The sequence below is a fragment of the Enterobacter sp. C6 genome (genome assembly GCF_008122455.1).
Classification (GTDB): Bacteria; Pseudomonadota; Gammaproteobacteria; order Enterobacterales; family Enterobacteriaceae; genus Enterobacter; species Enterobacter pseudoroggenkampii.
This window is the reverse complement of sequence record NZ_QPFW01000235.1, coordinates 44772-61827: the sequence shown is the minus strand read 5'-3', so window position 1 is coordinate 61827 and position 17056 is coordinate 44772. Positions and strand designations below refer to the sequence as shown.

17 protein-coding genes are annotated in these 17056 nt (G+C 57.4%); 11 read left to right on the top strand and 6 right to left on the bottom strand.

Annotated elements, in window-relative coordinates; genetic code table 11:
- Together DOU50_RS16240 and ybbA are read right to left on the bottom strand one after the other, a co-directional pair.
- The coding region (locus tag DOU50_RS16240) for an ABC transporter permease (RefSeq protein ID WP_416202958.1) at window positions 1-514 on the bottom strand (514 nt) is incomplete at its 3' end.
- Window positions 511-1197 carry a putative ABC transporter ATP-binding protein YbbA gene (gene ybbA / locus DOU50_RS16235; RefSeq protein ID WP_008499319.1) on the bottom strand — a complete coding sequence of 229 codons (687 nt, stop codon included), beginning with the start codon at window positions 1195-1197 and terminating at the stop codon, window positions 511-513. The genes DOU50_RS16240 and ybbA, both read right to left, overlap by 4 nt.
- On the opposite strand from ybbA, the gene tesA reads away from it, so the two are divergent.
- The 3 genes from tesA to DOU50_RS16220 are packed head-to-tail and all read left to right on the top strand — an operon-like array spanning window position 1165 to window position 3503.
- Complete coding sequence (gene tesA, locus DOU50_RS16230; protein ID WP_148769750.1) at window positions 1165-1791, top strand: multifunctional acyl-CoA thioesterase I/protease I/lysophospholipase L1; 627 nt, start codon at window positions 1165-1167, stop codon at window positions 1789-1791. The two genes, ybbA and tesA, sit on opposite strands and share 33 nt — an antisense overlap.
- A 28-nt stretch (window positions 1792-1819) precedes the next feature.
- A complete protein-coding gene (locus DOU50_RS16225) occupies window positions 1820-2590 on the top strand; it encodes an SDR family oxidoreductase (protein ID WP_014882827.1) in 771 nt (256 codons plus the stop codon).
- A gap of 58 nt (window positions 2591-2648) precedes the next feature.
- Complete coding sequence (locus DOU50_RS16220; protein WP_024906867.1) at window positions 2649-3503, top strand: co-chaperone YbbN; 855 nt, start codon at window positions 2649-2651, stop codon at window positions 3501-3503.
- A gap of 48 nt (window positions 3504-3551) precedes the next feature.
- Here the strand turns inward: DOU50_RS16220 and fetB are convergent, their stop codons facing one another.
- Both fetB and fetA read right to left on the bottom strand, forming a co-directional pair.
- Entirely contained in the window at window positions 3552-4334 is a 783-nt protein-coding gene (fetB, locus tag DOU50_RS16215; protein ID WP_024906866.1) for an iron efflux ABC transporter permease subunit FetB, read from the bottom strand.
- A complete protein-coding gene (fetA, locus tag DOU50_RS16210; RefSeq protein WP_148769749.1) occupies window positions 4327-4998 on the bottom strand; it encodes an iron efflux ABC transporter ATP-binding subunit FetA in 672 nt (223 codons plus the stop codon). The genes fetB and fetA overlap by 8 nt, the downstream gene beginning before the upstream one ends.
- Window positions 4999-5141: 143 nt before the next feature.
- Here fetA and DOU50_RS16205 point away from each other — a divergent pair, with 143 nt between their 5' ends.
- Genes DOU50_RS16205 through DOU50_RS16195 form a run of 3 tightly spaced genes read left to right on the top strand, consistent with a single transcriptional unit; the run spans window position 5142 to window position 7389 of the window.
- Entirely contained in the window at window positions 5142-5981 is an 840-nt protein-coding gene (locus DOU50_RS16205; protein WP_024906864.1) for a hypothetical protein, read from the top strand.
- A 44-nt stretch (window positions 5982-6025) separates the two neighbouring features.
- Window positions 6026-6940 (top strand): SPFH domain-containing protein, encoded by a 915-nt coding sequence (locus tag DOU50_RS16200; protein ID WP_024906863.1) that lies wholly within the window; start codon window positions 6026-6028, stop codon window positions 6938-6940.
- Entirely contained in the window at window positions 6937-7389 is a 453-nt protein-coding gene (locus DOU50_RS16195) for an NfeD family protein (protein ID WP_024906862.1), read from the top strand. The genes DOU50_RS16200 and DOU50_RS16195 overlap by 4 nt, the downstream gene beginning before the upstream one ends.
- On the opposite strand, the gene cueR is transcribed toward DOU50_RS16195, so the two are convergent.
- Window positions 7386-7796: a Cu(I)-responsive transcriptional regulator gene (gene cueR / locus DOU50_RS16190; RefSeq protein ID WP_024906861.1), complete on the bottom strand. Its 411-nt coding sequence runs from the start codon at window positions 7794-7796 to the stop codon at window positions 7386-7388. The genes DOU50_RS16195 and cueR overlap by 4 nt on opposite strands.
- A 108-nt stretch (window positions 7797-7904) precedes the next feature.
- Here cueR and copA point away from each other — a divergent pair, with 108 nt between their 5' ends.
- From copA to ybaK, 3 genes are all read left to right on the top strand, one after another.
- Window positions 7905-10403 carry a copper-exporting P-type ATPase CopA gene (gene copA, locus DOU50_RS16185; RefSeq protein ID WP_148769748.1) on the top strand — a complete coding sequence of 833 codons (2499 nt, stop codon included), beginning with the start codon at window positions 7905-7907 and terminating at the stop codon, window positions 10401-10403.
- Window positions 10404-10453: 50 nt separating this feature from the next.
- The gene (locus DOU50_RS16180) at window positions 10454-11248 is read left to right on the top strand and encodes a TraB/GumN family protein (RefSeq protein WP_148769747.1); all 795 of its coding nucleotides are present in this window, start codon (window positions 10454-10456) and stop codon (window positions 11246-11248) included.
- A 199-nt stretch (window positions 11249-11447) separates the two neighbouring features.
- Window positions 11448-11927, top strand: a complete 480-nt coding sequence (ybaK, locus tag DOU50_RS16175) for a Cys-tRNA(Pro)/Cys-tRNA(Cys) deacylase YbaK (RefSeq protein WP_059311188.1) — start codon at window positions 11448-11450, stop codon at window positions 11925-11927.
- Between the two features lie 119 nt (window positions 11928-12046).
- Here the strand turns inward: ybaK and ushA are convergent, their stop codons facing one another.
- A complete protein-coding gene (gene ushA, locus DOU50_RS16170; protein WP_148769746.1) occupies window positions 12047-13699 on the bottom strand; it encodes a bifunctional UDP-sugar hydrolase/5'-nucleotidase UshA in 1653 nt (550 codons plus the stop codon).
- Between the two features lie 169 nt (window positions 13700-13868).
- Here ushA and DOU50_RS16165 point away from each other — a divergent pair, with 169 nt between their 5' ends.
- Window positions 13869-15089: an MFS transporter gene (locus DOU50_RS16165; protein WP_024906857.1), complete on the top strand. Its 1221-nt coding sequence runs from the start codon at window positions 13869-13871 to the stop codon at window positions 15087-15089.
- Window positions 15090-15318: 229 nt separating this feature from the next.
- Window positions 15319-16995, top strand: a complete 1677-nt coding sequence (ybaL, locus tag DOU50_RS16160; protein WP_024906856.1) for a YbaL family putative K(+) efflux transporter — start codon at window positions 15319-15321, stop codon at window positions 16993-16995.
- Window positions 16996-17056: the final 61 nt, after the last annotated feature.

Below are 17056 nucleotides of genomic sequence, written 5' to 3'. Positions count from 1 at the left end.
GCGCAAGCTGGAACGGGTTAAACCCAGAGTCAGGTTCCTGTACCACTTCCCCGGCAATTTTGAGGGTGGCGTCGCCGACGTCGATACTGTCGCCGGGTTTCAGATTCAGCAGCGCCATCAGACGCGATGCCAGCAGCACCGTACCGGGCGTGGGCTTTAATCCCGGCGGGCGGGTCTGCAAGTCACCGTACATCGGGTAGATATCATCGACGGCCTTGACGCTCGCCAGCTGCGGCGTGTCGCCCGCAAAGGTCATGGTCTGGAAGCTTACCTGCTCCCCCACCTTCAGCCCTTCTTTACGCGCTTCGTCAATCCAGCCCGGCGGCACGGGGCGGGAGCTTTGCAGCGCCCGGTCCCCCGCCATAAACTCGCGGCTCTGCTGGCTGAGCCCTTTTTCCATGCGGTCACTGACGCTGCCGAGCGCCAGCACGCAGGCTACCGCCAGGCTGAGCGCCAGCCAGACAATCAGCAGCGAGGGCGAGCGCCACTCGCGCCAGAACCAGCGGGTAATCATGCTTCCTCCTGAAGAACACCGTTGACCAGCCGCAGGCGGCGGTCGCAGCGGGCGGCGAGCTGCGGATCGTGGGTCACGAGGATCAGCGTAGTGCCGTGCTCGCGGTTGAGCGAAAACAGCAGGTCGGCAATCCTGTCGCCGGTTTTACGGTCAAGGTTGCCGGTAGGCTCATCGGCAAACAGCACCTCAGGACGGCCGTTGAACGCCCGTGCCAGCGCCACGCGCTGCTGCTCACCGCCGGAAAGCTGGGCGGGAAGATGGTCGAGACGTTTACCCAGACCGAGCTGTTCCAGCAGCGCCTTCGCGTGAGCGCGGCTTTCACGGCTATTTTCACCGCGCAGCAGCGCCGGGAGCTCGACGTTTTCCAGGGCGTTCAGGGTCGGGATCAGCATAAAGGACTGAAAGACAAAACCCACGTGACGCGCGCGCAGCGCGGCCCGCGCCTCTTCATCAAGCTGATGCAGCGGCTGCCCGACAAGGTGGACCTCGCCGCTGCTGCCGTCGTCCAGACCGGCTAAAATCGCCAGCAGCGTGGACTTACCGGAACCGGATTCGCCAATCAGCGCGATGGTTTCAGCGCGTTTGACAACGAGTTCAACTCCAGTAAGGATGGAAAGCTCGTGTTCCCCCTGACCGACGGACTTCTTAAGATGATGAACTTCAACACTGTTTTCCGCTGGCATTTGCCCTTCCTGTTTTTGATTCTGATGACCTTCCGCGCGGCGGCAGCGGACACGTTACTGGTTCTTGGCGACAGCCTGAGCGCAGGCTATCGTATGGCGGCCAGCGCGGCCTGGCCCGCCCTGCTCAATGAAAAATGGCAGAGCAAAACGTCTGTAATCAACGCCAGCATCAGCGGTGATACCTCGCAGCAGGGGCTGTCGCGCCTGCCTGCGCTGCTCAAACAGCATCAGCCACGGTGGGTGCTGGTTGAGCTTGGCGGTAATGATGGCCTGCGCGGTTTCCAGCCTCAGCAAACGGAGAATACGCTGCGCACCATTTTGCAGGACATTAAGGCGGCAAACGCCCGGCCGCTGCTTATGCAAATTCGCCTGCCCGCCAACTACGGTCGTCGGTATAATGAGGCCTTTAGCGCGATCTACCCTAAGCTTGCCAAAGAGTTTGATATTCCGCTGCTGCCATTTTTCATGGAAGAGGTCTATCTCAAACCCCAGTGGATGCAAGACGACGGGATCCACCCCAATCGCGATGCGCAGCCGTTTATTGCCGACTGGATGGCAACGCGGCTGGCTCCTTTAGTTAAACATGACTCCTGATTAAGCGGAGATCCTGACAGGTAAAGTTATGCAAAAATCGGTCTTAATTACAGGATGTTCCAGTGGAATCGGTCTGGAAAGCGCGCTCGAATTGAAGCGCCAGGGGTTTCGGGTCCTGGCGGCCTGCCGCAAACCCGACGATGTCGAACGCATGAACGGGCTGGGCTTTACCGGCGTGCTGCTGGATATGGACTCGCCGGAGAGCGTTGAGCGCGCCGCCGATGAGGTGATCGCGCTGACCGACAATCGTCTGTACGGGCTGTTTAACAATGCCGGCTACGGCGTGTATGGCCCGCTGGATACCCTCTCCCGCGAAACGCTGGAGAAGCAGTTTTCGACCAATTTCTTCGGCGTGCATCAGCTCACCATGCGTCTGCTCCCCGCGATGCTGCCGCACGGTGAAGGGCGCATCGTGATGACGTCGTCGGTGATGGGGCTGATTTCCACCCCGGGACGCGGCGCCTACGCCGCCAGCAAATATGCGCTGGAGGCCTGGTCCGACGCCCTGCGCATGGAGCTACGCCACAGCGGCATTAAGGTCAGCCTGATTGAACCCGGCCCAATTCGCACCCGCTTTACCGAAAACGTGAACCAGACGCAGGCGGATAAACCGGTCGAGAACCCCGGTATTGCCGCACGTTTTACCCTCGGGCCAGAGGCAGTGGTGGCCAAAGTGCGCCATGCTTTTGAGAGCGAACATCCCAAAATGCGCTATCCGGTGACGCTGGTCACCCATGCCGTAGGCTGGTTAAAACGCCTGCTGCCGGGCCGGATGATGGACAAAATTTTACACGGCTGAGTTGAAGCGACGACGCGCATCCCCATGTAAAGAACAAACCGACAAAAGAGAAAGCCGCATGTCCGTACAGAATATCGTCAATATTACAGAAGCTAACCTGCAACAGACCCTTGAACAGTCGATGACCAAACCGGTCCTGTTCTACTTCTGGTCTGAACGCAGCCAACACTGCCTGCAGCTGACGCCGGTGCTGGAGAGCCTTGCCGCCCAGTACAACGGTCAGTTCATTCTCGCGAAGCTGGACTGCGACGCCGAGCCGATGGTGGCGTCCCAGTTTGGTCTGCGCGCCATTCCCACCGTCTATCTGTTCCAGAACGGTCAGCCTGTTGACGGCTTCCAGGGGCCGCAGCCGGAAGAGGCTATCCGCGCCCTGCTGGATAAGGTGCTGCCGCGCGAAGAAGAGCTGAAGGCGCAGGAAGGCATGGCGCTGATGCAGGAAGGCAAATACGACGAGGCGCTGCCGCTGCTCAAAGACGCATGGCAGCTGTCGAATCAAAACAGCCAGATTGGCCTGCTGCTGGCGGAAACGCAGATCGCCCTGCACCGTTCAGAAGACGCGGAAGCCGTACTCAAGACCGTTCCGCTGCAGGATCAGGACACCCGCTACCAGGGGCTGGTCGCACAAATTGAGCTGCTGAAACAGGCGGCGGACACCCCGGAAATTCAGCAGCTGCAGCAGCAGGTTGCCGACAACCCGGCGGACGCCGCGCTGGCAAGCCAGCTGGCGCTGCAGCTGCACCAGGTAGGGCGTAACGAAGAGGCGCTGGAGCTGCTGTTCAGCCATCTGCAAAAGGATCTCGCTGCCGCAGACGGTCAGGCGCGTAAGATGTTCCAGGAGATCCTGGCCGCGCTGGGCACCGGAGACGCGCTGGCGTCGAAGTATCGTCGTCAGCTGTACGCGTTGCTCTACTAACAAAAAATGCCCGGTGGCGCTAACGCTTACCGGGCCTACAAAACAGGCTTAACCCGTTTTCTTTAATTGCGTCACCACCAGCTGGTGACGCGCGTTGTAAAACTTCCGATAGGTCAGGTAGCAGGCAATGATGGTCGACAGGCTTGCCGTGGAAAGCAGCATAAACGTCACCATGATCTGATACTTAATCGCTTTTACCGGATCGATACCGGCAAAAATCAGCCCCGACATCATCCCCGGCAGGCTCACCAGCCCCACCGTTTTGGCGGAATCTACCGTTGGGATCAGCGATGAACGAATGCTCTCGCGAATCAGCCGCGCCGAGGCCACTTTTGGCGTTGCCCCCAGGCTTAGTTTCTCCTGTAGCTGCTGCTGTTCACTGCTGAATCGCTGGCCAAGGTTGTTGTAACAGAGCCCAACGGCCACCATCGCGTTCCCCGCAATCATCCCCGAGATAGGGATAACCTGCATCGGCGTAAACTCAATCGAGCCGGAGAGCACCAGCACCGCCAGCGTGAGCGCCGTCCCGGTGGTAATGGCGATAAACGACGAGATAAACGCTTTATCAATGTATTTACTGCGTTTTTTCGCATTCCACGCCGCGTTAAAGCAGATAAAGAGCACCATCAGCAGCGTCAGCACCGCGTGGTTAACGTTGAAGATATACTTCAGCACATAGCCGACGATGATGAGCTGAATCACCGCGCGGCAGATGCTCCACACAATATCTTTTTCCAGCCCCAGCTTTTCGCGGTAGCTGACCACAATCGCAATCAATACCAGCACCATCGAAAAGGCCAGCGATTCGTTGGTAATGTTATGTTCACCCACGGTTTGCCTCCTGCATTTTTCCGCCGTGCGGCTGAAGCGTAATCACGTCATCCGCATGGGTTATTTCGTTAGCATCGTGCGTCACCCACAGCACGGCAATATTTTGCTCCCGGGCGTAGCGATGAATAATCTCGTTGACGTTGCGCTTGTTGACGTCATCCAGCGCGCTGGTGATTTCGTCAAGCAACAACACCTTCGGTAAAAACTGCAGGTTGCGGATCAGCGAGACGCGCTGCTTTTCTCCGCCCGACAGCGCGTTGATGGATTTGGTCAGCGTCTCCTGCGCCAGGCCAAAGCGGGCCAGATCGTTGATAAACTGTTCAGGCTCCGGCGTTTTATTGCGGATTTGCCACGGGAAAATCAGGTTGTCATAAACCGTATCGCCAAAAAGCGCTGGCGTTTGCACGCAATAGGAGACCTGCTGGCGATAGCTTTCCGGAGAGAGCGACGCGATATCCTGCCCTTCAAACAGAATGGTTCCCTCCGTCGGGCTGAGGAGTGAGGCCACCATCTTCAACAGCGTGCTTTTGCCGCAGCCTGAGGGGCCCGTGATTAATTTAAACTCACCGGGCGACAGGCTAAACCCGACATGCTGCAGGATCGTGTTTTCCCCGACCCGAAATCCGACATCCCTGAGAAGTAATACGTTTTTTTTATCGTTCATTGCGCTTCCGTTAACCGCTTTTTGTCATAACCGTCTGTAGCATAATCCTTTCGCCCGCACAGAGCGAATAGCCTCACGCTAAAGCAAGTGTTAAACTTTTTGTTTGTTATTTGTCACCACCATCACTACAGGAAGTATGCGACATGGCACATATCTTTTATGAGTTTCCTTCCCTGAAGCCTGGTGTTCCTGATGTCGAAACATTAATGGAAGTCATCAAATCGTCGGAACTCACGCGTTTTGTCATTGGTGCAGAGGTGGTGGATTTTGTTAAGAAGGCGCTCATCGTGAACACCACGATCGGCAGCTTCAAAAATTGCTATTTCGCCTTCGACAACGGGACACACTTCCTTGAATTTGACGGTAAGGGAAAATCAAAACGTTTCAATGACGTACCCGACTGGTTCGTCTCTCCGGCGGAATTTTCACGCACCCAGTGGCTTATCAACCACAATCTTGCGGATGTAAAAGCCACTCAGTTCATTGACGTGCTGATGTCCTACCCGCTGAAAGAACGCCGCGCGCACTGTAATTTGTTATTTGGGCTGGAGCTGGAAAAGGTGAATGCGGTTCCGGCCGCAGGTAAAATCGGCAATAAGAACGGTAAAACCACCAAACCACGCGTGACAGATCTGGGATCGTTTGAATTGTTCCGTCAGTTCTTTGCACGAATGAAAACCGCCGTGCTGGCCGATGAGTTCCCTACCCTGCAGGTCCTGACGGGCATGGATAATCTGACAAAAGCGCCGCATAATTTAAAGCAGGGCATCAGAACCTGGTTTAAAGCCATCGCGGGCGACCTTCCACCGAATAACAAACGCGTTGAAGCGGGGAATGCCGTACTGTTCTGCGCCCCCATTCGCGAACAGATCCAGCGTATCGAAGCGCTGGGGCTGGAGAATTACTACGAGGGATTATCGAAAGCCATTGCCGAAGCGGGTGATGGATTCATTTCTGACTTTACCTATACTTACGAGCAATAAACACACACTTTCACTCGTCACAGCATGCAAAACAGGAGGTTTTTATGCTTATCGTTGTTCCTGTCCTTATTTTCGTTGCGCTGGTTATCGTGGGCGCCGGCGTCAAAATTGTCCCTCAGGGTTATCAGTGGACCGTTGAGCGTTTCGGTCGATACACCAACACACTCCAGCCTGGCTTAAGCCTGATTGTTCCGTTCATGGACAGAATTGGTCGCAAGATCAACATGATGGAGCAGGTTCTGGACATTCCGTCCCAGGAAGTGATCTCCAAAGATAACGCCAACGTCACCATCGACGCCGTCTGCTTTATTCAGGTGATTGATGCGCCAAAAGCGGCCTATGAGGTGAGCAACCTGGAGCTGGCGATCGTTAACCTGACGATGACCAACATCCGTACCGTGCTCGGCTCGATGGAGCTGGACGAGATGCTTTCCCAGCGCGACAGCATCAACACCCGCCTGCTGCACATTGTCGACGAGGCAACGAACCCGTGGGGGATCAAGGTCACCCGCATCGAGATCCGCGACGTGCGCCCGCCGGCGGAGCTGATCGCCTCCATGAACGCCCAGATGAAGGCCGAGCGAACCAAGCGCGCCTATATTCTGGAAGCTGAAGGGGTGCGTCAGGCGGAGATCCTCAAAGCGGAAGGTGAAAAACAGTCGCAGATCCTGAAAGCGGAAGGCGATCGTCAGTCCGCATTCTTACAGGCTGAAGCGCGTGAACGTTCGGCCGAAGCGGAAGCCCGCGCCACCCAAATGGTGTCTGAGGCGATTGCCGCCGGTGATATCCAGGCCGTGAACTACTTTGTCGCGCAAAAATATACCGACGCCCTGAAACAGATTGGCTCGGCGAACAACAGCAAAGTGGTGATGATGCCGCTGGATGCCAGCAGCCTGATGGGCTCTATCGCCGGTATTGCCGAACTGATCAAGGACAGCGGAAACGAGCGTAAAAAATGATTGAGCTGATCGTTGCACATCCTCATGCCTTCTGGCTAAGCCTCGGTGGCTTATTGCTGGCGGCGGAGATGCTGGGCGGCAACGGCTACCTGCTCTGGAGCGGTGTTGCCGCCGTCATTACGGGCCTTCTGGTCTGGATCCTTCCCCTGGAGTGGGCGTGGCAGGGCGCACTGTTTGCCGTGCTCACGCTGGTGGCCGCGTGGCTGTGGTGGCGCTGGCTCAACCGGCGGGTTAACGAGCAGAAACCGGTCGACGCGCACCTTAACCAGCGCGGGCAGCAAATTGTCGGCAAACGTTTTACGCTCGATACCGCCCTGGTAAACGGGCGGGGGCATATGCGGGTGGGCGACAGCTCGTGGCCGGTGGTCGCCGACGACGACCTCAGCGCCGGCACGCGGGTTGAGGTCATTGCGGTGGAAGGCATTACCCTGCGGGTGAAAGCCTGTTAGGCAGAGGCCTTACGGTGGCAGCAGCCGGCAAGATTGTCGATTATCGGGCAGTCGGCGCTGTCATCCCCCGGACAGGACTCCGCGAGCTGCAGCAGCTGTTCGCGCATCGCCTGCAGCTCGGTGATATGACGTTCAATCTCGGCCACCTTTTCCAGCGTGCGTTTTTTCACGTCGGCGCTGTGACGCTTCGGATCGTTGAACAGGTTAACCAGCTCGCCGCACTCTTCCAGATTAAACCCGACCTGTCTTGCCTGGCGCAGTAGCGTCAGCTCATCAATATGCAGTTTCGTATAGCTGCGGTAGCCGTTTTCGCTGCGCAGCGGCGGCGTGACCAGCCCCTTCTCTTCATAAAAGCGGATTGCCTTGCTGGTTAAGCCGGTTTTTTTTGCCACATCACTGATATTCACATTTCCCCCTTGACCTTCCCCTTGATGGAAGGTTTAACCTTCATAACAGTTAGTAAAAAGCGTTACTCCGGTCAACAACTGACCAAAATATTATACGGGAGTTTTGTTATGTCTCACACTATTGACCTGACGCTGGACGGCCTCTCATGCGGCCACTGCGTCAAACGCGTTAAAGAAAGCCTGGAACAGCGCCCTGACGTTGAAAGCGCTGAGGTGACTATCGATCATGCCGCCGTGACCGGCAGCGCCAGCGCGGATGCGTTGATCGATACCATCAAGCAGGCCGGTTACGGGGCGGAGTTAAGCCACCCAAAGGCTAAACCGCTGGCAGAGTCATCATCCCCGTCGGAAGCACTGACAGCGGCCACTCCTGAGCTTCCGGTAGCTGATGATATTGATGACAGCCAACAGCTGCTGATCAACGGCATGAGCTGCGCCAGCTGCGTCTCCCGGGTACAAAACGCCTTGCAGGCCGTACCGGGCGTCGCGCAGGCACGGGTCAATCTTGCGGAGCGTACTGCGCTGGTGATGGGCAGCGCCTCCGCCGCAGATTTAGTGCAAGCCGTTGAGAAAGCGGGCTACGGGGCGGAGGCCATCGAAGATGATGCCGAGCGCCGCGAGCGCCAGCAGGAAACGGCTATCGCCACCATGAAGCGCTTCCGCTGGCAGGCCATCGTTGCCCTGCTGGTCGGTATTCCGGTGATGGTCTGGGGTATGCTCGGCGACAACATGATGGTTACCGACGACAACCGCACGCTGTGGCTGGTGATTGGTCTGATTACCCTTGCGGTGATGGTGTTTGCAGGCGGACATTTCTATACCAGCGCCTGGAAAAGCCTGAAAAACCGCACCGCGACGATGGATACGCTGGTGGCGCTCGGTACCGGCGCAGCATGGCTCTATTCGATGAGCGTGAACGTCTGGCCCCAGTGGTTCCCGATGGAAGCACGGCATCTCTATTATGAAGCCAGCGCGATGATTATCGGCCTGATTAACTTAGGTCATATGCTGGAAGCCCGCGCCCGTCAGCGCTCCTCGAAAGCGCTGGAAAGATTGCTCGATTTAACCCCACCGACGGCCCGCGTGGTCACGGATGAAGGTGAAAAAAGCGTTCCGCTGGCCGAGGTTCAGCCCGGCATGACGCTGCGTCTGACCACGGGGGACCGCGTTCCCGTTGACGGTAAGATAACCCAGGGCGAAGCCTGGCTGGATGAAGCGATGCTGACCGGCGAGCCTATCCCCCAGCAGAAATCAGACGGCGACGCCGTGCATGCCGGTACGGTGGTACAGGACGGCAGCGTGCTGTTCACCGCCAGCGCCGTCGGCAGCCACACCACGCTGTCGCGTATTATCCGCATGGTGCGCCAGGCGCAGAGCAGCAAGCCGGAAATTGGCCAGCTTGCTGACAGAATCTCGGCCATTTTTGTGCCGGTGGTGGTCGGTATTGCCCTGCTGAGCGCGGCGATCTGGTATGTCTTCGGCCCCGCGCCGCAGATTGTTTATACCCTGGTGATCGCCACCACGGTACTGATCATCGCCTGTCCTTGCGCCCTTGGTCTGGCGACGCCGATGTCGATCATCTCCGGCGTTGGCCGTGCGGCCGAATTTGGCGTACTGGTGCGGGATGCGGACGCGCTGCAGCGGGCCAGCACTCTCGACACGCTGGTGTTTGATAAAACCGGCACGCTGACGGAAGGCAAACCGCAGGTGGTGGCCGTCTACACGGTCGGCATTACGGAAGAGAACGCGCTGCGCCTCGCCGCCGCGCTGGAGCAAGGCTCCAGCCATCCGCTGGCGCGCGCCATTCTCGATAAAGCGAGTGAGTCTGCCCTGCCGCAGGTCAGCAATTTTCGCACCCTGCGCGGGCTCGGCGTCAGCGGCGAAGCAGAAGGCCACGTGCTGCTGCTGGGCAACCAGGCATTGCTCAATGAAAACGGTATTGATACCACCGCGCTGGAAAGCGAGCTGAAAGCGCAGGCGTCTCAGGGCGCCACGCCGGTTCTGCTGGCGGTGGATGGCAAAGCCGCCGCGCTGCTGGCCGTGCGCGATCCGCTTCGCCAGGACAGCGTGGACGCCCTGCAGCGCCTGCACCGTGCCGGCTACAGTCTGGTAATGCTGACCGGGGATAACCCGACCACCGCCAACGCCATCGCGAAAGAAGCCGGAATTGATGAGGTGATTGCGGGCGTACTGCCGGACGGTAAAGCGGACGCCATCAAGAAACTGCAAAGTCAGGGCCGTCAGGTGGCGATGGTCGGCGACGGCATCAACGATGCCCCGGCGCTGGCCCAGGCTGACGTGGGGATTGCGATGGGTGGCGGGAGCGATGTCGCCATTGAAACCGCTGCCATCACGCTGATGCGCCATAGCCTGATGGGCGTTGCCGACGCGCTGGCCATTTCAAAAGCCACGCTGCGCAACATGAAGCAGAACCTGCTGGGGGCGTTTATCTATAACTCACTCGGCATCCCGATTGCTGCCGGTATTTTGTGGCCGCTGACCGGCACGCTGCTTAACCCGGTGGTCGCGGGTGCGGCGATGGCGCTCTCCTCCATCACCGTGGTGAGCAACGCCAACCGCCTGCTGCGCTTTAAACCGAAGGATTGAACCTTGTACCCGTACGCGCTAGCATGAACCTTTCCGTTCATGGAGCGCGTATGGGTCTGTTTCATCGTATAAAAACATCGTTTCGCGCCCTCTTTCCCCGCCGTTACGCCTGGCCCGGTCTGGATATCTCGCTTCCCGGCGGGCAACACCTGCACCTGGTCGGCAGCATCCATATGGGAACGCAGAATATGTCTCCCCTGCCACCCGGCCTGATAAAACTGCTGAAACACGCCGACGCGCTGGTCGTTGAAGCGGACATTTCGGGTCAGGAGTCACCGTTTGCCGGGCTCGAGAGCGATCTCACCCTGGCGGAGCGCCTGGATGAAACCCAGCTTGCGGAACTGACGCGCGTGGCAGATGAGACGGGCGTCTCGCTCTCCATGATTGACACCCTGCCGCTCTGGCAAATCGCGATGGTATTACAGGCTACGCAGGCGCAGCGCCTGGGCCTGCGCGGTGATTACGGCATCGATTACCAGCTGCTGAACGCGGCAAGGGCGCGCAGCCTGCCCATCATCGAGCTGGAAGGAACGGACAGCCAGATTGCGCTTCTGCGGCAGCTTCCCGACGACGGTCTGATGCTGCTGGATGATACGCTGACCCACTGGCACACCAACGCGCGCCTGCTGCAGACCATGATTGGCTGGTGGCTGGATGCGCCGCCTGAGGACGGTAAGCTGGCGTTACCGTCGACGTTCAGCGAATCGCTGTATGATGTGCTGATGAATGCGCGCAACAAAGCCTGGCGGCAGACGCTGCATGCTTTACCTGCCGGGCATTACGTGGTGGCGGTTGGGGCGTTACATTTGTACGGAGAAGGGAATTTGCCGTCACTGTTAAAATAAAAAAATGGCCAATATTTCTATTGGCCCGTCAAAGAGGAATTTCATCGTTTTTATTATGCCGAAGGAGACCTTCGGTTGAGCCGATTGTCGCTCAAAGTGACCATCACTGCCAATACTATTGCGCAAGATGGTGCTATTTTTTAGACAAACGTCAGGCGTATGCTGTTGGCATGATTTGTCTGTCGTAAGAAGGATAGCTATGACTCCCGCCGTTAAATTACTCGAAAAAAACAACATTTCTTTCCGGATCCACACTTACGATCACGATCCGAACGAGACCAACTTTGGCGATGAAGTGGTCCGCAAGCTGGGGCTGAACGCTGACCAGGTTTATAAAACGCTGCTGGTGGCGGTGAACGGCGATATGAAGCACCTCGCCGTCGCGGTGACTCCCGTGGCAGGACAGCTGGATCTGAAGAAGGTCGCCAAAGCGCTGGGGGCGAAGAAGGTGGATATGGCCGATCCGATGGTGGCGCAGCGCACCACGGGCTACCTGGTGGGTGGGATCAGCCCGCTCGGACAGAAAAAACGCCTGCCGACGCTGATCGATGCGCCCTCACAGGAATTTGAGACCATTTTTATATCCGGCGGCAAACGCGGGCTGGATATCGAGCTGGCGGCGGGCGATCTGGCGAAAATGCTGGACGCTAAATTTGCGGATATTGCCCGCCGGGAGTAAAAAAAGCCGGGTGGCGGCTACGAGGTAAAAGCAAAACGGTAACAGGCGTTACCGTTTTTTGTGTTCGCGCCCTCTCCCGGTGGGAGAGGGTTAGGGTGAGGGCATCAGGCCGCACAGCTCTACTGCCAGCTCACCTCGCCTTTCGGCTCATACGCATTCACGTCAATCGGTGAATTCTGCTCGATGAACTGCTTCAGCACTTCGGCATCGATAAAGCCGGTATTCACGTATCCCGGTTTATTATCAATATGCGGATAGCCGTCGCCGCCCGTGGCGTTAAAGCTTAACGTCGCCAGACGGTACGTTTTAGCCGGGTCAACCGGTTCGCCTTTGATCTTCAGGTCGTTAAGCTTGCCGTCTTTCGCGACGAAGCTGACGTTAGCAAACTGCGGATAGGCCCCGGAATCTGGCTTCATCTGCGCCACGGCGGTCAGGTACTCAATCACCTCTTTCCCGCTCATATCCGCATACACCACCACGTTGCCGAACGGCTGTACCTTCAGCACGTCTTTATAGGTGATGTTTCCGCCTTCGATGGAATCACGAATGCCACCGCCGCTCATTACGCCAAAGTCAGCGCCGGTGCGCGCTATTTGCGCCGCCAGCACCAGATGGCCCATGTTGGTCTGCACGAAGCGGACTTTGCTGCGGTCCCCTTCCAGGCGGCCATTGAGCGTGCCAATCTTCACGTCCAGCTGCGCCTTGCCTTTGTTCTGGAACGGCGTCAGCAGGGAGAGCATCTGCTGGTTCTCTGCAATCTCAGGCGTGTAAAGTACGCGCTCACTTTTCCCGTCCGGGTAGGTGACCTTCTTCTTCAGGTTGACCGGAATGAGTTGGTAGTGGACCAGCTTCATCTCGCCGTTACGGAACTCGAAATCTGCACGACCCACGTATTTGCCCCACTCGTGCGCCTGTACGATCCAGATACCGTTCTGACGGTCCGGCGCGCACGGCGTGCCCGGCACGTAGTCCACCTGCTTTTTGTTCTCCGAGGCCATACACACCGGATCCTGTGAGTGACCGCCCACAATCATTGCCATCGAGCCCGCGGGCAGGCTGCGCGCCATCTCCACGTCGCCGGGCGCATTGGAGCCGTGCTCACCGTTGTCGTAGTGCCCCATGTGCGTGGTGGCGATAATCACGTCCGGCTTTTCGTTTTGCTGCAGCTCCTGAATCACCAGCTTCGCTTCGTCTGCCGGTTTGCGGAATTCGATATCGGTAAAGAACTCGGGGTTACCAATTTTCGCCGTATCGTCAGTGGTTAAGCCGATGACCGCGATCTTCAGATCCTGACGCTTAAACAGCGCCCACGGCTTAAACAGGCGTTCGCCGGTGCTTTTCTGATAAATATTGGCGGAGAGGAACGGGAATTTGGCCCATTTTTCCTGCTGACGCAGCACGGTCAGCGGATTATCAAACTCATGGTTACCGACTGCCATCGCGTCGTAGCCAATCAGATTCATGCCGCGAAAGTCGGGTTCGGCGTCCTGCAAATCGGATTCCGGCACGCCGGTATTAATATCACCGCCTGAGAGCAACAGTACGCTGCCGCCCTGAGCCGCCACCTCTTTGCGAATGCCATCCACCAGCGTTTTTTGTGCCGACAGGCCATATTCGCCGTATTCACTGCGCCAGAAGTGACCGTGGTGGTCGTTGGTATGCAGAATGGTAATTTTATAGGTTTTGTCTTTTTCATACGCCTGCGCGGGCAGGCTTACCAGCCCCCACGCCGCGATGAGCGCCAGCGCGACGCCCCGCTTCATTAACTTCATCTTCTCTCTCCCTGACCAATAGACAAAGGCAGAAATTACAGTGACTAATAAGAATAGACAAATAAGTTTTCATAATTGCGACTTTCTTCAAATGTCCCGGGCGGGTATGTTAGTCGGATAATAATTACACCCTGCATCTCTAATAACTAAAGACGTGGTACTTCTCTCTATGGCAATCAGTGAATCAACCCAGCCCGCTCCGGGCGCGCCGGCGTCGCCGCCTGCATCGCGCACCTCCTTTAAAGTCTTAGGCGCAATCAGTCTCTCGCACCTGCTCAACGACATGATCCAGTCGTTGATTCTGGCGATTTACCCGCTGCTGCAGTCTGAGTTCTCACTCACCTTCGTGCAGATCGGGATGATCACCCTGACCTTCCAGCTGGCTTCGTCGCTGCTGCAGCCGGTGGTGGGCTACTGGACGGATAAATACCCGATGCCGTGGTCGCTGCCGGTTGGCATGTGCTTTACCTTAAGCGGGCTGGTGCTGCTGGCCATGGCCGGGAGTTTTGAAGCCGTGCTGATCGCCGCCGCGCTGGTGGGCACCGGGTCTTCCGTGTTCCATCCGGAGTCCTCCCGCGTGGCACGGATGGCGTCCGGTGGTCGTCACGGCCTGGCGCAGTCACTTTTCCAGGTGGGCGGTAACTTTGGTAGCTCCCTGGGCCCATTGCTGGCGGCGGTGATCATCGCGCCGTATGGCAAAGGCAACGTGGCCTGGTTTGTGCTGGCCGCACTGCTGGCGATTATCGTGCTGGCGCAAATCAGCCGCTGGTATGCCGCGCAGCATCGCGTGAACAAAGGGAAACCTAAAGCGAAGGTTATTAATCCCCTGCCGCGCAATAAGGTTATCCTGGCCGTCTCTGTGCTGCTGGTGCTGATTTTCTCGAAATACTTCTATATGGCGAGCATCAGCAGCTATTACACCTTTTATCTGATGCAAAAATTCGGATTATCGGTACAAAACGCGCAGATCCACCTGTTTGCCTTCCTGTTCGCCGTTGCGGCCGGTACGGTCATTGGCGGGCCTGTTGGCGATAAGATTGGGCGTAAATATGTCATTTGGGGCTCTATCCTCGGCGTGGCGCCGTTTACCCTTATTTTGCCGTACGCGAGCCTTGAATGGACGGGGATTTTAACCGTGATTATTGGTTTTATCCTCGCTTCTGCGTTTTCCGCCATTCTGGTTTATGCCCAGGAGCTGCTGCCTGGCCGTATCGGTATGGTTTCCGGACTCTTTTTCGGTTTCGCCTTCGGCATGGGCGGGCTTGGCGCAGCGGTGTTAGGGATGGTTGCGGATCACACCAGCATCTTCCTGGTTTATAAAATCTGCGCTTTCCTACCGCTTCTTGGGATGTTAACCATATTCCTGCCTGATAACCGGCATAAAGCCTGAATTACGGGTAGCCAAAGTTTTACTTTGGCTACCTGACACCCTGATGCCATAAGGGTTTCTTCTTCATCCCCTCTCTGAATTTATCAAAATGCGCTTTTTTACGTGCATATTGCTGTTTTATTCAAACTTCAACAATTATTCATAAACATAAGGGTAAAAATTGTCATAAACTATTACTCGGTTTTTTGGTTTTCGCCAAAAAGGAACACCCACAACGAAAGGAGACGGAATGCACCACGCCACACCGCTTATCACCACCATTGTTGGTGGACTTGTGCTCGCTTTTATCCTCGGCATGATTGCCAATAAACTGCGTATTTCTCCTCTTGTCGGCTATCTGCTGGCAGGTGTTCTGGCGGGACCGTTCACGCCAGGTTTCGTTGCGGATACCAAACTGGCACCTGAACTGGCGGAATTGGGCGTGATTCTGCTGATGTTTGGCGTCGGTCTGCATTTTTCCCTGAAGGATTTGATGGCGGTAAAGTCGATTGCCATACCGGGAGCGATCGCCCAGATAGGGGTGGCGACGCTGCTGGGGATGGCGCTTTCGGCCGTACTGGGCTGGTCGCTGATGACCGGCATCGTATTTGGGCTGTGTCTCTCAACCGCCAGTACCGTGGTGCTGCTGCGCGCGCTTGAGGAGAGACAGCTGATTGACAGCCAGCGCGGGCAGATCGCGATTGGCTGGCTGATTGTGGAAGACCTGGTCATGGTCCTGACGCTGGTACTCCTGCCTGCCGTCGCCGGGATGATGGAAAAAGACAACGTCGGCTTCGCCTCGCTGGCGCTGGATATGGGCATCACCATCGGTAAGGTTGTGGCGTTTATCGCCATCATGATGCTGGTGGGCCGCCGTCTGGTGCCGTGGATCATGTCCCGCAGCGCGGCGACCGGCTCACGCGAGCTGTTTACCCTCTCCGTGCTGGCGCTGGCGCTGGGCATCGCCTTTGGTGCCGTTGAGCTGTTTGATGTCTCCTTTGCTCTGGGTGCGTTCTTCGCCGGGATGGTACTGAACGAGTCCGAGCTGAGCCACCGCGCTGCGCACGATACGCTACCGCTGCGCGATGCCTTCGCCGTACTGTTCTTCGTCTCCGTCGGGATGCTGTTTGACCCGATGGTCCTGATCCATCAACCGCTGGCCGTGCTGGGCACGCTGGCGATCATCATCTTTGGTAAGTCGCTTGCCGCCTTCTTCCTGGTGCGGATGTTTGGCCACTCGCCGCGGACGGCGCTGACCATTGCCGCCAGCCTGGCGCAGATCGGTGAGTTCGCCTTTATTCTGGCCGGTCTGGGCATGGCTCTGAACCTGCTGCCGCAGGCGGGGCAAAACCTGGTGCTGGCGGGGGCGATCCTGTCGATCATGCTGAACCCGGTGCTGTTTGCCCTGCTGGAAAAATACCTCGATAAAACCGAAACGCTGGAAGAGCAGACGCTCGAAGAGGCCATCGAAGAAGAGAAGCAGATCCCGGTTGATATTTGCAACCACGCTCTGCTGGTCGGCTTTGGCCGCGTGGGCAGCCTGCTCGGTGAAAAGCTGATGGCACAGGGCATTCCGCTGGTGGTGATTGAGACCTCACGCACCCGCGTCGACGAGCTGCGCGAGCGCGGTATTCGTGCGGTGCTGGGCAATGCGGCGAACGAAGAGATCATGAATCTGGCGCATCTGGACTGCGCCCGCTGGCTGCTGCTGACCATTCCTAACGGCTATGAAGCGGGTGAGATTGTGGCTTCCGCACGCGCGAAGTGCCCAACAATTGAGATTATCGCCCGGGCGCACTATGACGACGAGGTGGAGTACATTACCGAGCGCGGTGCAGATAAGGTGGTGATGGGCGAGCGCGAGATTGCTAACACGATGCTGACGCTGCTGGAAAAACCGCCGGTTGAAGAGGCGGTGACGGGGTAAGTTTGGTGCGGTCTGATGCCCTCACCCTGGCCCTCTCCCACGGGGAGAGGGAACAAACATT